We start from the raw sequence: 14,854 nt of genomic DNA, 5'->3' as shown, positions 1-14,854 counted from the left end.
GTCGGCACGGGTCGGGCAGGTTCGGGCGCTCTTGACGCGTTACGCGGACGCTGAGGGATATGTGGCCTCGCCGGCCCTGGACGGCGTGATCAGGCTGGCCGGGCTGAACGCGCGGGAGGCGGCCGAACTGCGCGAGGGCGCGAAGGTGAAGGCCGTGGACGGCCGGGCGGACACTCCCGCACCTTCGGTGGCCCCGCCCGTGCCCGGCGGCGGGGCCGCGAGCGACCCGGAGGATGCGGAGGCGGGGCCCGGACCGGACGCCGGTGCGTATGCGGGAGCCGTGGCGGCCGCGTTGTCCGTCCTCGGCGTGGACCGCGTTCAGCGGCGGCCCGAGAACCGCATTCTCGCCGCGGAAGCGGAGGTCGGTCTGGCGGTCCTGCTCCGTGGCGGCGCCGACCGTGTGACGCGCGAGCCCGAGGAGGCGGAGCTGGTGGCTCTGCCGCGCGACGACCTCCGGATCAGGGCCCGGGACTGTCTCGTCCTGCACAACCAGCGCCTGGTGCATTCCCTGGTCCGCGGCTATCTGGAACAGGGGCTGGACTACGAGGATCTGTTCCAGCACGGTGTGCTGGGTCTCTTGAGGGCCGCGCGGAAGTTCGACCCCAGCATGGGGAACAAGTTTTCGACGTACGCGACCTGGTGGGTGCGTCAGTCGGTCACCCGGGCCATCGCGGACGAGGGCGCCCTCATCCGGGTCCCCGTCCACATGCACGAACAGATGCGCAAGGTGGCCGCCGCCGAGCGCACCCTGGCCGCACAGGGGCGCGCCGCGCGGGCCGTGGACGTGGCGGTGCACTGCGACATGAGCGTGCAGAAGGTGGAGGAGATCCGGAAGCTGAGCCGGCGCACCGACTCCCTCGACCGGGTCATCGGGGACGGCGCGACGCTCGGTGACTTCGTGGGCGAGGCCAAGGCCCTGCCGTCGGTGGAACACGGTGTGCTGAACACCCTCGTGCTGGAGGCCGTGATGGCCGTCGTGGACACGTTCTCCGAGCGCGACGCCCGCGTCCTCGTCCGGCGTCTCGGCCTCGACGGGGACGAACCCTCGACGCTCGACGAGCTGGGGCGGGAGTTCGGGGTGACCCGGGAGCGTATCCGTCAGGTGGAGGGCAAGGCGCTCCCGGCGTTCCGGGAGCGACTGCGCAGGGCGGGGATCCCCGGAGCGGACGGGGACGGGGACGGACGGGAAGCCGGCGTGGACGGAGGAGAAGGCCGGTCGGCGAACCGGCGTGCTCGAGGCGAGCGGTCGGCTGCTGGTGCCGCTGCCGTCGGGGATCCGCGGCGGGACGAGAAGCCGCAGGCGCAGCCCGATGCGCTGCCCCCGCTCACGCTGGACGAGGAGCCCTCGCCGCCGCCCGAGGAGCCGTCGCCGCCGTTTGAGGAGCCGTTGCCGGGCACCGAGGAGGAGACCGAGGCGGCGGAGGAGGAGACCGGAGCTGCGGAGGAGAGCGGGGGACGGGATGCGCCCGATCCGCTCGCGGAGTCGGCCGCTTCGGCGCACGCCACGCCTTCGACTCCTACGCCCTCGGCGCCGACCACGTCTTCGGCTCCTGCGGGGTCTTCGAGTGAGGCTTCCCTCCCCGAGGCTGCCCCGCGGAGCGACGAGCCGAGCGCGGCGTCCGACGCGCCTCAGCCGGTGCAGTACACGGCGGACTGGGACAAGGCCGTACGCATGTCGGCGACGTTCGACGGAGCGATCGACTGGCTCGCCGGGTACGCGCTGCTGGCGCTGGGGCATTCCCAGCTCTCGGTGCTGCTCGGGCCGTCCGCCGCGGCGGACGTGGTGCGCGCGGCGCGGGAGGGGCAGGCGCCGGACCAGCAGGTACTCGCAGCCCTGGAAGTGCTGCAGCGTGTCTTCGACAGCGTGAAGGAGGCCGGTCTGAGACCGGAGGACTTCTTCGAGCGGCGGACCGAGGCGCTGGTCGGCGTGACCCCGCGAACGTATCTGGCCAGGCGGCCGCTGGTGAACACCGAGTCGCGCATCGCCGTACGCGACGCCCTGCGCGAGTTCGCCGCCGCGATGGAGCGGCGGAAGAAGGCCGCGGAGCCGTCAACCGTGACGGCGGAGGAGCCCGCGAACGCGAACGGCAGCTCTCCGAGTCCCTCGGACGACGTGCCCGTGCGACAGGCCCCGGTGCTCGATCGCGTCCCGCCCTCCGAGGACGAGAAGCAATCCGCGCAACACAGCGCCGCAGCCGACCGCCCTCTCGCCGATCTGCGCCACGCGTACGAGGCGCAGATCGCGCGCATGCGGCAGGAGCACCAGGAGCGGTTGACCGAGGAGCGGCAGGCGGCCGACGACCGGGTCGCCACTGCGGAGGCGGAGACCGAGCGACAGCTCGACACCCTCGAAGAGACGCTCCTGCGCCGCGTGGACACCGCGTTGCTGCGCCGGCAGCGGCACTTGCGCGGACAGGCCGAGGAGCGGCTCGCGCAGCTCAGGGAGGAACACCGAGAGGCGCAGCGTGTCACGGCCGAGCGAGCGGAGCGCGCTGCGCAGGAGACGCTGTCCGCCACCCGGCGCGCCTCCCGCGACGAGCAGCAGGTGGCTGTGGCACGTCTGCGCGCCGACCAGGCAGAGCAGCGGGCGGCCGAAGCGGACCAGCGGGCGGTGGAGGCGGACCGGCGCGCGACCCTCGCCGAGGAGCGGGCCGCCGAGATCGAGCGGCGGGCGGGCGAGACCGAGCAGAGGGCGGCCCGCGCCGAGCAGCGTGGATACGAGGGTGACCGGCGGTTGCGCCGCTACCGCGAGGAGACCGAAGCACGCATCGAGGAACTTGAGGAGCGGCTGCGGCTGGCTGGAGCCGAGCTGAGTCGACGCGACCGTGACCTCGGCGCGGCCCGCCAGGAAGCGGCAGCACAGGTGCAGGCGGCCGAACAGTGGGCTGCGCAGCGACTCGCCCAGGCCGAGCACGACGCCCGGGCCCGCATCACCGAACTACAGGAACAGCTCGCCGCCGAGCAGGAAGCCGCCGCCGGCCGTGCGTCGTTCCGGGACCGCTGGCGCCGCTCCTGACCGCATGGAGCCGTCGCACCCTCCTGCCCGTACTTCTCGAGGAACACCATGGATCCCAGACAGGAACTCGTCGCCCATCTCCACCGCCGACTCGTAGGTCCGGCCCTGGGCGAAGACGAGACGCTCGAAGCCCCGCCCGACCGGGAGTATCTGATGGGCACCCTCTATCCCCAAGAGGCGGATCTGCAAAGGCAGTTGTACCTCGCGGCAGAGGACCCGGAGGGGGCCGGCACGGAACGCGCCGCCGAGGACACCGCCCCCGCCGGCGACCCGGTCCCGGAGTCCAACTCCTGGCTGCCCTCCTCGCTCGGCCTCAGCTTCTACACCGACGCCACCACCGTGGAGATCCGCTGCGCGGGCGCCCGCTACGAGACGCGCGCCGGCACCAGCGAACGGGGCCGGAGCTGGCAGCGCGTCCCCCTCCCCGCCGAGACGCATACGCTCGGTCCCGACCGCAGCCAGGTCACCGTCCTCGACGGGCGCGCCGAGCTCCGCGTTCGCCGCCGCGCGTTCGGCACCGGACAACTCGTCACCGTGGCGCTGGTCAACGCCGCGCACCACGAACCGGCCCTGGGCCGGGCCGCCCAATGGGACCGGATGCTGTTCCAGGTGGAGCTGGAGGCCCGTGCCGTGGACGGCCGGGTGCTCCAGTATCCGAGCGTCCGGCTGGCCAGCCGGGACCCGGAGGAGCAGGAACTGCGCCTTCAGTACCGGCACGTGCGCACCCACGCCGTGGGCCACGGCTGCGCGGTCGAGGAGCGGTACGACGCCACAGGGAAGCGGGTGACGGGGCTGCGGACGGCCGTCATGCCCGAAGCCGAGGTCACCGGCGTACGCGCCGCCGGCCTCAGCGGCTCCCCGGTGCTCGACCTCGCACACCTCGCCGATCCCGCTGTCACGGCCGACCAACTCCGTGAAGAACTATGGGAGTTCGCCGCAGACTATCGTGCCTGGTACGTCGGGCAGCTGAACGCGGACATCCCCGACTGGGGCCGGGAGGCGGCCGACCGCGTCCTCGACCGCATCGGTGCCGCCGTCACCCGCATCGAGTCCGGCGTCCGCACCCTGTGCGACCCGTCCCGCCCTGAACTGCTGCGCGCCTTCCGCACGGCCAACCGTGCCATGGCTCTCCAGATGCGTCACTCCGCCCCCGACCTGGCGGGCACCCGCCGGTCCCGCCGTGACGCCGTACCCCTGGATCCGGGGCCGGCCCCGGAAGCTGTCTGGCGCCCCTTCCAGCTGGCCTTCTTCCTGCTCGCCCTGGACGGGGTGGTCGACGCACGGCACCGGGACCGGACCGTCACCGACCTCATCTGGTTCCCGACCGGCGGAGGCAAGACCGAGGCGTACCTCCTGCTCGCCGCCTTCACCATGGTCCTGCGCAGACGCGAACCCGACGGGGGAGGCACGGCCGTCCTGAGCCGCTACACCCTCAGCCTCCTCACCACCCAGCAGTTCCAGCGCGCGGCCACCACCGTGTGCGCCCTGGAGACCCTCCGCCGCGCCGATCCCGCCACCTACGGCGAGGAGCCGTTCTCGATCGGCCTGTGGGTGGGCGAGACCACCACCCCGAACACGTACGAGAAGGCCCGCGCGGCCTTCGACGACGTGCGCGCCGCCGCGCGCCCGGAGGACGTGTTCATCCTGGACCGTTGCCCGTGGTGCGGCACCCGCGTCCTGCCCTCCCACAAGTCGCCCGACATCCGGGACTACGGAGTACGGGTCGGCGCGGACTCGTTCGCCTTCTTCTGCCCACGCGACGAGTGCGCCTTCCACGACGAGCTTCCCGTCGCCGTGGTGGACGAGCACCTTTACGATCGCCCGCCCACCTTCGTCCTCGGCACCGTGGACAAGTTCGCCCGGCTGGCGTGGGAGCCCCGCGCCGGACGACTGTTCGGCAGCGGAGGCCCGCACCTGCCACCGTCGCTCGTCATCCAGGACGAGCTGCACCTGCTGACCGGCCCCCTCGGCACCACCGTGGGCATGTACGAGTCCGCCGTGCTCGGACTGTGCACCACGCCCGACGGCATCGGACCCAAGGTCGTGGCGTCGACGGCGACGATCCGCCGCTCCGGAGAACAGATCCGGGCCCTGTACGGCGCTCGGGCACAGCTCTTTCCGCCCGCCGGGATCGACGCCCGCCACTCCTACTTCGCCGAACCCGACACCTCCCGCCCCGGACGCCGCTACCTGGGCGTCATGGCTCAGGGACACACGGCCGGTCGTGCCGCCGTCGCCGTCGCCGCGGCTCTGCTGCAGGGTGCGTGGGAACTGCCCGAGGAACACCGGGACGCCTACTGGACGCTCGTCGCCTACCACCACAGCCTCCGCGAGCTGGGGCGCACCGTGACCGCCGCGGCCGACGACATTCCCGCTCAGCTCGCCGGCCTCGAATCCGGAGCAGGTACACGGGAGTTGCCGGACCACCAGGTGCAGGAACTGACCAGCAACCTGCCACGGGCCGAACAGCCGGTGCTCCTCGACCGGCTGGAGAGGCGATGGGACCACCCGGAGTCCGTCTCCTTCCTGCCGTGCACCAACATGCTGTCCGTCGGCGTCGACGTGAAGCGGCTCGCGCTGATGCTCATGCAGGGCCAGCCGAAGACGACGGCCGAGTACATCCAGGCCACCAGCAGGGTCGGCCGTCACTCCGTCCCCGGCCTCGTCGTCACCTTCTTCAACGCGACGCGTCCCCGGGACCGTTCGCACTACGAGGCGTTCGACGTGTACCACCGCTCGCTCTACCGCCACGTCGAGCCGACCAGTGTCACTCCCTGGTCGGTGCCCTCGCGCCGCCGAGCGTTGCACGCGGCCCTCGTCATCCTCGTCCGGCACCGGCTCGGCCTCGCCGCGGAGAACCGGGCGGGGGAGGTGCTCCACCGGATGCCCGAAGTGCAGGCCCTCGCGGAGCACCTGGCGGTGCACGCCGAGACATGCGAACCCGCAGTCGGCGACGCCGTGCGGAAGGAACTCGCCGATCTCCTCGCCGACTGGGAGGACGCCGCACGCGAAGCCCGTAAGGAGGGCCGGGAGCTGTACTACCGCAGTCAGGGCAAGGGCCAGTCCAACCTCATCAAGAGTTTCGAGCAGAAGTACGGCCTGTGGGAGACGCCGAACTCCATGCGCAACGTCGACAGGGAATGCCAGGTGATGGTGAAGGGAGCCGACCTGTGAGCCGCACGCTACGGGTACGACAGTCTCAGACGGTGCTGCCGTTCGGGGTCGGAGCGGTCTTCGACATCCAGGGCGAATCGTTCGTCGCCACCGGCATCGGAGACTGGCCGGGCCGGGGCAAGCAGCGGGTCGAGTCACCACGGCTGGCCTCCCGGCTCGGCGTAACCGGCTTCTACGCCGCGCCCGCGACGGCCAACGACCGCTTCGACACGCCGGACGCCCCCGGAGCGCCGTACATCCGCTTCCCGTCGTGGCTCTTCTGCGGCGCCTGCCGGCGTATGAAGCGGTGGCGCATCGCGGACGAGAAGCCGGGGCAGCCGCCGCGTTGTCCGTCGTGCTCGCCGGCCCGCACCCTCGCCCCCATGCGGTTCGTGCAGATCTGCGCGGCCGGGCATCTCAGTGACGTCGACTGGTGGTTCTGGGCCCATTCGCGGCGCGAGGCCGCTCAGCGGCGACAGTGCGGCGAACGGGAGAAGCTGCGCTTCCTGGTCTCCGAGCGTGCCTCAGGCCTCGAAGCACTCTCCGTCGCCTGCGCCGCCAAGGACTGCGGAGCCGCCCGGGACCTGCTCGACATCCTCGGCACGCACGGAATGCGCTGCTCGGGGCGCAATCCGTGGCAGCGGGCGAGTGAGGCCGTGGAGTGCGTGAAGCCTGTACAGGTCGTACAGCGCACGGCGGGGAACCTGTACTACCCCATCGTGCACTCGGCGCTCGACATCCCCGAGACGGACGTACCGCTCCTGACGGACGACGCCCTGGCCGCACGCGTGCGCGGGCACGACCTGTGGGTGTCCTTGTGCCGGGTGACCGGGACACCTCGCGCGGAGGTCTTCCGTACGATGATCCAGGAGGACACCGGCGCCGACGACGAACTCCTCGACGCACTCGTCGCCGAGGAGACGGGGCAGACCCCCGCGACTTCCTCCTCCGGATCCGAGACCCCGGCCCGGCCCGATCTGAGCCGAGAGGAATGGGACGCCTTCATGGCACCGACACCTCCGGCCACCCGTGACTTCGCGCTGCGTGAGACCACGCTCGGCCTCGCCGGGGAGACCGCGGAGCCCTGGGCCGGCCTCGGCCGCCGCTTCGGCAGGATCGTCCTCGCCGACCGGCTGCGCGAGGTACGCGCCCTGTCGGGCTTCACCCGCGTCTCCCCGGATGCCACCGCCGTCCCCGCCGACACCGCACGGCGCCTGAGATGGCTGCCGGCCGTGGAGGTCTTCGGCGAGGGGATCTTCCTCACCCTCGACCGGGAGGAACTCGCGGCGTGGGAAGGCGACATGAGGGTCGGTCGCCACGTTGCCGGCATGCGGGCCGATCTCGACCGCTCCTTCCAGAAGGACCGGCTGGAAGCGTTGACCGGACCGGAGCTCGGGCCTCGTTTCGTGCTCCTGCACACCCTGGCGCATCTGCTGATCCGCCAGCTCTCCTTCGAGTCCGGGTACACGACGGCGAGTCTGCGGGAACGGATCTATGCACGCCCCGAGCAGGACCAGTACGGAATCCTCGTCTACACGGCCGCCGGCGACGCCGAAGGCACCCTCGGAGGCCTCGTCCGGCAGGGCGAGCCGCCGCAGCTGGCGGAGACGCTGCTGCGCATGACGGAGGCCGCCGCCTGGTGCTCTGCCGACCCGCTCTGCGCCGAACACACCGGCCAGGGATTCGGCAACCTCAACCGCGCGGCCTGCCACGCCTGCGCGCTGCTCCCCGAAACCAGCTGCGAGACCGGCAACACCCTCCTGGACCGCGCTCTCGTGATCGGCGGCGACAACGTGCCCGGTTACCTGGAATCCATCGTCGCCGCGGCCCGCGCCGCGGCCGCCGGCGCCGTGGAGGAGATGTGACGGTCACCTATCTCGACCTCACCCAGGAACAGCGCTCCTGCCTGGACGGGCTGCCCTTCGACGGCAATCACCTGATCAGCGGCCCGCCGGGGAGCGGGAAGAGCCTGTTGGCCGCCCAGCGGGCCGTCATGCTCGCCCTGACGGGAACGCCGGTGGTCCTGTTGACCTACTCCAACCTGCTGCACCAGTCTCTCGCCGGCGCCGTGCACACCCTGGGACCCGCGGACCGCAGCGTCCGGGTGCGGACCGTGCACGCCTGGCTCACCGAGTGGTACGGCGGGCGGCCGCCCAGTACCGAGGACGGCTGGTTCGACTGGCCCGCCCTGTACGAGCGGGCCGCCGAGACCGGCCCTCCGCCGGGACTCACCCTGGTCGTGGACGAAGGGCAGGACCTCCCCCCGGAGTTCTACCGCCTGTGCCGACTGCTCGGAGCCCGCACCACGGTGTACGCGGACGAGTGCCAGCGTCTCACCGACACCAACTCCACCCTCGCGGAGATCGCCGAGCGCCTGGGACACTGCGCCCGTCACGAACTCGACGGCAATCACCGCAACACGTTGCAGATCGCTTCCTTCGCGGCACACTTCCATACGGGGCCGGGCCTTCCTCCGATGCCGGAACGGGAGGGTCCGCCACCACGGCTGCACCGCTTTCCTGAGCGTGGCGTCGCCGACCTGGTGGCACTGCTGGCCCAGCAGCATCCGCAAGACACCATCGGGGTGATCACGAGATCCAAGAGCGCTCAGTTCTCGCTGCTCGGCACACTCCAGAACAGGGCACCCAGGCTGAAGCCTCAGCTGTACACCTCCGAGGCCCCGCGGGGAAGCCGCTACCGCCGACTGGACCTGGACCGCCCCGGCGTCGTCCTGGTTCACCGCAGAAGCGCCAAGGGTCTGGGCTTCGACACCGTCGTAGTTCCCGACACGCACGCCGACGCGGCCACCGATCCCACGTCGGGCGCACTGCGCATGGAGTACTACGTCATGGCCACCCGCGCCCGGCGCGAACTGCATCTCTGCTACGAAGGGGACACTGAGCCGTCGCTGCTGGCCCAGGTGGGACCTGCCGCACTGCTGCGAGGCTGACCCTGTGCCAGGAGGCCGAAGGGGCCCGTCTGCCCGGCGCCGCTGTTCCCGGGCAGACGGACCGTCGTCGACGGGTGGCCGGTCAGCAGTCCCGCAGCTCCGCCGACTGGTTCAGCACCTGCGCCCGGGTCGAGGTGAACCGGGTGTACGTCTGTCCGGCCCGGGCCTCCGGCCGGAACGCGGCCACGCGGTGGCAGTTCTGGAAGGCGAGGGCGACGCCGAAGTGGCGCTCCAGGCTGCCGCGGATGGCGTCGCTGGCCAGGGCGCGCAGCAACTGGCCGCGCTCCTGCTCGGAGGGCGGCGGGGTCTGGTTGTCGGTGAACTCGGTGATACCGGCGTGGAGCCGGACGGAGAGGGATTCGATGAGGTCGTAGGCGTATGGGAGGGAGGTGCGGACGGTTTCCACGAAGTCCGCCTCGCGGATGTCACCGGCTTCGGCCTCGGCGAGGAGCTTCGGGGAGACGTCGAGAGACATGGGTGTCCTGTTTCTGTAGTGGGGGAGGGGACAAACTGGGAAAAGGGAAGCCGCTGGGGTGGTCAGGCGAGGGAGGCGGGGCCGGGGACGAACTCCGGGTCCACCTGGGCCGCCAGGTCCTGGCCCGTCGCCGCGTCCGCCCAGGCACGTGCGTTGCGCAGGTGGAACGCGACGGCGTGGCGGTGGAGGGTCGGCCAGTCCTTGGGGCGGGCGTCGACCGTCTCACGCAGGACGGCGAGTGCGTGGCGGTTGTGCGCCTCCAACTCGCCCTGGGGCGTGCCGCGTTCGGCGGAGCGGACCCAGGGGGAGATGGCCAGGTGGGTGAGGAGGTCGTCGCCCACCTGCTCCTTGAGGAACAACAGGTCGTCCTCGCCGGTCACCTTGTTGCCGACCACGGCGAGCGGGATGCCGAACTCGGCGGCGTGGTCGCGGTACTGGCGGTAGACGGAGACGCCCCTGCGGGTGGGTTCGGCCACCAGGAACGTCATGTCGAAGCGGGTGAACAGGCCGGAGGCGAAGGCGTCGGCGCCCGCGGTCATGTCGACGACCACGTACTCGCCGGGGCCGTCGACCAGATGCCCGAGGTAGAGCTCGACGGCGCCGAGCTTGGAGTGGTAGCAGGCCACTCCCAGATCGCTCTCGTCGAACGCGCCGGTGACCATCAGCGGGACGCCGCCGATGCGTTGGACGTGGCGTGCGTGCAACTCGTCGTCGCCCAGCAGGCGCAGCAGCCGTGAGCCCCTGCCCGGCGGGGTGGTCTTGACCATCGCCTCGCGGGAGGCGATCCGCGGGTTGGCGCCGCGCAGGAGGTCCTTGATCTCGCCCAGGTGCGCGGCCAGGGGCGCGGCGGTGAACGGGCCGGCGTCGGGGTCGAGCGCCTCGGCCAGGTGCTGGTTGATGTCGCCGTCGACGGCCAGGACGGGGGCGCCCGAGCGGGCCAGTTCGCGGGCGAACAGCGCCGACAGGGTGGTCTTGCCGCTGCCGCCCTTGCCGACGAACGCGACGCGCATCTACCGGCCCGCCGTTTTGAAAATGAATGTCATGTGGCTAGATTTAGGGCTCGATCGTGATCACTGTCAAGTCGGGAGGGCCGGAGTGGGGCCGGGCGGGGTCGAGCGCATAGGAGGGTCGCGGGTGATCGTTACCGAGCGGCTTAATGCATATGATGTGCAGGTGCGTGAATACTGCATAAGGCCCGCTGGCCGTGACGACCTCGACGGTGCCCGTGCCGTCATGCTCGACACCGTCTACCGCGACTTCGGCACCGGATACGTCCCCCGCTGGCACGGCGACATCATCGACCCGGCCGCCGCGTATCTCACCCCGGTCCGCCACACCCTGCTGGTGGCGCTGGACGGCGTCGGCGGCGACGTCGTGGGCACCGCCGCGCTCGACTCCCGCGGGCCCGCCCATCCGCCGAACCCGAGACGGGTCGCCGCACGCTTCCCGTCCGGGGAGAGCGCGCAGTTGCGCCGGGTGTACGTACGCCCCGAACACCGGCGGCGCGGTCTCGCCCGCCGGCTCGTCACGGAACTCCTCGCCTTCGCCGCCGCCGACGGCGGATACCGCTCCGTCTATCTGCACACCGACCCGGCCGTCGAGGGAGCCGAGGGCTTCTGGCGGTCGCTCGGCGAGGTCGTGCACGACGAACGCGAGGACCCCGGCGGCGGCCAGCGGATCGTCCACTTCGAGGTCCCCCTGCCCTCCCTCACCCCCTAGGTCGTCCTTCCCCCATGCGCTCTCCCCGCCGCCCCCGAAGCCCCCGCCTCCTCGCCGCGTTCTTCCTCGCCCCGCTGCTCACCGGCTGTTTCGCCTCCACCGGCGATGCCGGAGAGGCGGCCGACGGCAAGGACGGAACGCGGCTGCGCGTCGCCCTCGCCTTCCCGCCCGCCGAGAACCTCTCCCCGTACGGCGCCGACGCCACGATCCTCAGCCGCCTCGGCGTGACCGAGGGCCTGACCGCCCTCGACGCCAACGGCGCCGCCGCACCCGCCCTCGGCTCGTCCTGGCGCCGCGAGTCCGACCGGACCTGGCTGTTCACCCTGCGTGAGGCCGTCTTCCAGGACGGCACGGAGGTCACCCCGGCCGCCGTCGTCACAGCCCTCACCCGCGCCGGCCGCGCCGCGCCCGCCCCGGCCGCCCTGTCCGGCGTCACCCTCACGGCCCGGGCACAGGGCACGACGGGTGTACGGATCACCACGACCGCACCCGACCCCGTGCTGCCACTGCGACTGGCCAGTCCCGCACTCGCCGTACTCGCTCCGAAGGCGTACGAGGACAAGGACGCCGTCGACCCGGTCGGCACCGCCACCGGGCCCTTCGCCCTCACCGAGGTCACCGGCACCACGGCCGCCACCCTCGACCGGTTCGACGACTACTGGGGCGGCCGCGCCCAGGCCGCCGGCATCGACGCCCGGTTCATCGCCGACGGCACCGCCCGCGCCAACGCCCTGCGCACCGGCCGGATCGACCTCGCCGAGGCGATACCCGTCTCCCAGGCCGCCGTTCTCGACGCCGACAGCCGCCGGGAGACCTCCACCACCCGCACCACGAGCCTCCACCTCAACACGGAGTCGGGCGTCTTCAAGGACCCCGCACTGCGGGCCGCCGCCCGCGCCGCCGTCGACACCGGAGCGCTCGCCGACGGCGTATACGAGGGCCACGCCGACCCCGGCGCCGGCCTCTACGGCCCCGCCGTCACCTGGGCCGAGGCCAAGCGCGTCGCACCGGTCGGGCGGGCGAAGGCCGGGCAGCCCGACGGCGCCTCGATCACCCTCGCCACCTACGACAACCGTCCCGAACTCCCGGAAGTCGCACAGGTGTTGAAGCAGCAGCTGGAGAAGGCGGGGTTCACCGTGAAGCTGGAGGTGCGCGAGTACGCGCGCCTGGAGAGCGACGCGCTGGCCGGGAAGTTCGACGCCTTCGTCGGCGCCCGCAACAGCCTCCTCGACACCGGCGACCCGGTCTCCCTGCTCGCCGGTGACTTCACCTGCGACGGCGGCTACAACCTGGCGCTGCTGTGCGACAAGGACGTCGACCAGGCAGTGGAGCGGGCGCAGGCGGTCGCCGACACCGGCGAGCGGCAGGACGCCGCACTGGCCGCCGAGGCCGTGATCCTCGGCACCGACGCCGTCGTCCCCCTCGTCCACCAGCGCGTCATCACCGGGGTCGCGGACACCGTCGGCGGGGTGCTCCTCGACCCGTACGAGCGCACCCTGGTCGGCACCGGCACCCGGCGCTGAACCGCATGCGAATCCGGGTGGGCGCACTGCTGTGGCGTGCCGGACTGGCGGCGGCCCTGGTGTGCGGGATCGGGCTGCTGCCCTGGCTCTCGCACACCGACCCGGCGCTCACCGTCCTCAAGGCCCGCTCCGCCGACCGCGACCCCGACCCCGAGACCCTGGCCGCCGTCCGCTCCCAACTCGGTCTGGACGAAGGCCCGTTGGTGCTTCTCCGGCGGTGGCTCGGCGGGCTGCCGCGCGGGGACGCCGGACGTTCCTGGATCTCCGGCGCCGAGGTCGCCCCCGCCGTCACCCAGGCCCTGGGCGCATCCCTGCTGCTGATGACGGTGGCCCTCGCCGTCGCCTGCTGCACGGCCGCCGGGGTGTGCGCCCGCACCCTGTACCTCGGCGCCCGACGCCGACTGCACGGACGGACCCCGGGCGGCTCGGTCTCCGCCGTACTCGCCGCGCTGCCCGAGTTCCTCATCGCGTCCGTCCTCGCCACCGTCGTCGGCGTACGGCTCGGCTGGCTGCCCGCCCTCGGCTGGTACGGGCCGCAGTGGACCGTCCTGCCCGCGCTCGCCCTCGGCCTGCCCGCCGGCGCCGTCCTCGGCCGCCTCCTCCACGACCGACTGCCCGCCGCCTTCGCCGAACCGTGGGCCCCGGCCGCCCTCGCCCGCGGACTGCCCGGCCGCACCGTCGCCCGCCACGCGCTGCGCCGCTGTCTGCCCGAACTGCTGCCCAACCTCGGGCTGTTCGCCGTGGGGCTGACCGGAGGGGCGGTCGCCGTGGAACAGATCTTCGACATCCCCGGCCTGGGCCGCACCACCCTCCAGGCCGCCCTCGCCCAGGACCTCCCCGTCCTGCAGGCCGGCACGCTCGCCCTCGTCGCGCTCGCCGCCGTCACCACGGCGGTGGCCCGCCTGGCAGGGGGGCGGCTCGTCGGCACCGCCCTGCGCGACGGAGCGCTGCATACACTCCACCGGCCACTGCATACATTCGACCGGCCATCGCACACGGTCGACCAGTCATCGCATACACACCACCGGCGACCGCACGCACTCGACCGGCTGCCGCATACATTCCACCGGCGACCGCACGCACTCGACCGGCTATCGCATGCACTCCACCGGACATCGCATACACGCCACTGCCGACCGTCGACCGCCCGCAGGATCCCGCCCATTGCATACAGTCCTCCCGTCGCCTACGCCCTCCTGCTGCTCGTCGTCCTCGCCCTCGGCCTCCCCCGCGACCCGCTCGCCGTCGACACCACCACCCGTCTCCAACCCCCCACCCCCATCCACCCCTTCGGCACCGACGCCCTCGGCAGGGACATGCTGGCCCGGGTCGCCCACGGCGCTCTCGACACCCTCCTCCTCGCCCTCGCCGTGAGTGTGCCGGCCCTCGTCGTCGGTGTGCTGCTCGGGCTGGTGCCCCGGCTGTCGGGGCCGCTCGTGGACACCGTCAACGCCGTGCCGCCCGTGGTGGCGGCCCTGCTCGTCACCGCGTTGTGGGGCGGTGGGGACGCCACTCCCGTGGTCGCGGTGACCGCCGTGGCGTGGGCGCCGCTCGCCGCGCACACCTCCGCGCTGCTGCGGCAGGAGCGGGCCACCCTGCATCTGGCCGCCACCCGTGCGCTCGGCGCCGGACGCGGGTATCTGCTGCGGAGGGCGCTCCTGCCCGCCGTGCTGCCGCCGGTGGTCCGGCACGCCCTGCTGCGGCTGCCCGGGGTCGCGCTCGCGCTCGCCTCGCTCGGCTTCCTCGGGCTCGGTGCCCAACCACCGTCCCCGGAGTGGGGGTTGCTGCTCGCCGAGAACCAGCCCTATGCCGAACGCGCACCCTGGGCCGTTCTCGCCCCCGCCGCCGTCCTCGCCCTGCTGGGCGCCCTCGCGGTCACCGCAACGGGCCGTGAGCGCATACGCGTCGGAGGGGTCCGATGAACCGCCGCCGGCTCCCCCCTCTCCCCCCCCGAGGTGCTGGGCTTCCTGCGCAACTCCGTGCGGGAACTGGGCCAGACGGTGGTGATGGTGACCCAC

At 72.5% G+C, this 14,854-nt stretch carries 9 protein-coding genes; 7 read left to right on the top strand and 2 right to left on the bottom strand.

All coding sequences use genetic code 11. The annotated features are described in order from the left end of the window. Positions 1-61 precede the first annotated feature (61 nt). Genes ABZ464_RS04300 through ABZ464_RS04285 form a run of 4 tightly spaced genes read left to right on the top strand, consistent with a single transcriptional unit; the run spans position 62 to position 9,119 of the window. A complete protein-coding gene (locus ABZ464_RS04300) occupies positions 62-3,016 on the top strand; it encodes a sigma-70 family RNA polymerase sigma factor (RefSeq protein ID WP_359270720.1) in 2,955 nt (984 codons plus the stop codon). Between the two features lie 48 nt (positions 3,017-3,064). Further along, a complete protein-coding gene (locus tag ABZ464_RS04295; protein ID WP_359270718.1) occupies positions 3,065-6,190 on the top strand; it encodes a helicase-related protein in 3,126 nt (1,041 codons plus the stop codon). Beyond that, the gene (locus ABZ464_RS04290) at positions 6,187-8,034 is read left to right on the top strand and encodes a DUF1998 domain-containing protein (RefSeq protein WP_359270715.1); all 1,848 of its coding nucleotides are present in this window, start codon (positions 6,187-6,189) and stop codon (positions 8,032-8,034) included. The genes ABZ464_RS04295 and ABZ464_RS04290 overlap by 4 nt, the downstream gene beginning before the upstream one ends. Further along, complete coding sequence (locus tag ABZ464_RS04285) at positions 8,031-9,119, top strand: DNA helicase (RefSeq protein WP_359270713.1); 1,089 nt, start codon at positions 8,031-8,033, stop codon at positions 9,117-9,119. Before ABZ464_RS04290 ends, ABZ464_RS04285 begins: the two co-directional genes overlap by 4 nt. A gap of 82 nt (positions 9,120-9,201) precedes the next feature. Here the strand turns inward: ABZ464_RS04285 and ABZ464_RS04280 are convergent, their stop codons facing one another. Continuing rightward, positions 9,202-9,594, bottom strand: coding sequence for an SCO5389 family protein (locus tag ABZ464_RS04280; protein WP_359270710.1), 393 nt, complete (start codon positions 9,592-9,594; stop codon positions 9,202-9,204). 62 nt (positions 9,595-9,656) lie between these two features. Then, positions 9,657-10,604: an ArsA-related P-loop ATPase gene (locus tag ABZ464_RS04275; protein ID WP_359270707.1), complete on the bottom strand. Its 948-nt coding sequence runs from the start codon at positions 10,602-10,604 to the stop codon at positions 9,657-9,659. Positions 10,605-10,767: 163 nt separating this feature from the next. On the opposite strand from ABZ464_RS04275, the gene ABZ464_RS04270 reads away from it, so the two are divergent. The 3 genes from ABZ464_RS04270 to ABZ464_RS04260 are packed head-to-tail and all read left to right on the top strand — an operon-like array spanning position 10,768 to position 14,758. Continuing rightward, positions 10,768-11,313: a GNAT family N-acetyltransferase gene (locus ABZ464_RS04270; protein ID WP_359270704.1), complete on the top strand. Its 546-nt coding sequence runs from the start codon at positions 10,768-10,770 to the stop codon at positions 11,311-11,313. A 14-nt stretch (positions 11,314-11,327) separates the two neighbouring features. Then, complete coding sequence (locus tag ABZ464_RS04265; protein ID WP_359270701.1) at positions 11,328-12,836, top strand: ABC transporter substrate-binding protein; 1,509 nt, start codon at positions 11,328-11,330, stop codon at positions 12,834-12,836. Positions 12,837-12,841: 5 nt separating this feature from the next. After that, positions 12,842-14,758 carry an ABC transporter permease subunit gene (locus tag ABZ464_RS04260; RefSeq protein WP_359270699.1) on the top strand — a complete coding sequence of 639 codons (1,917 nt, stop codon included), beginning with the start codon at positions 12,842-12,844 and terminating at the stop codon, positions 14,756-14,758. Positions 14,759-14,854 lie beyond the last annotated feature (96 nt).

It is taken from the genome of Streptomyces sp. NPDC005820 (genome assembly GCF_040630255.1).
GTDB lineage: Bacteria > Actinomycetota > Actinomycetes > Streptomycetales > Streptomycetaceae > Streptomyces.
This window is presented reverse-complemented; position numbering and strand designations above follow the sequence as displayed.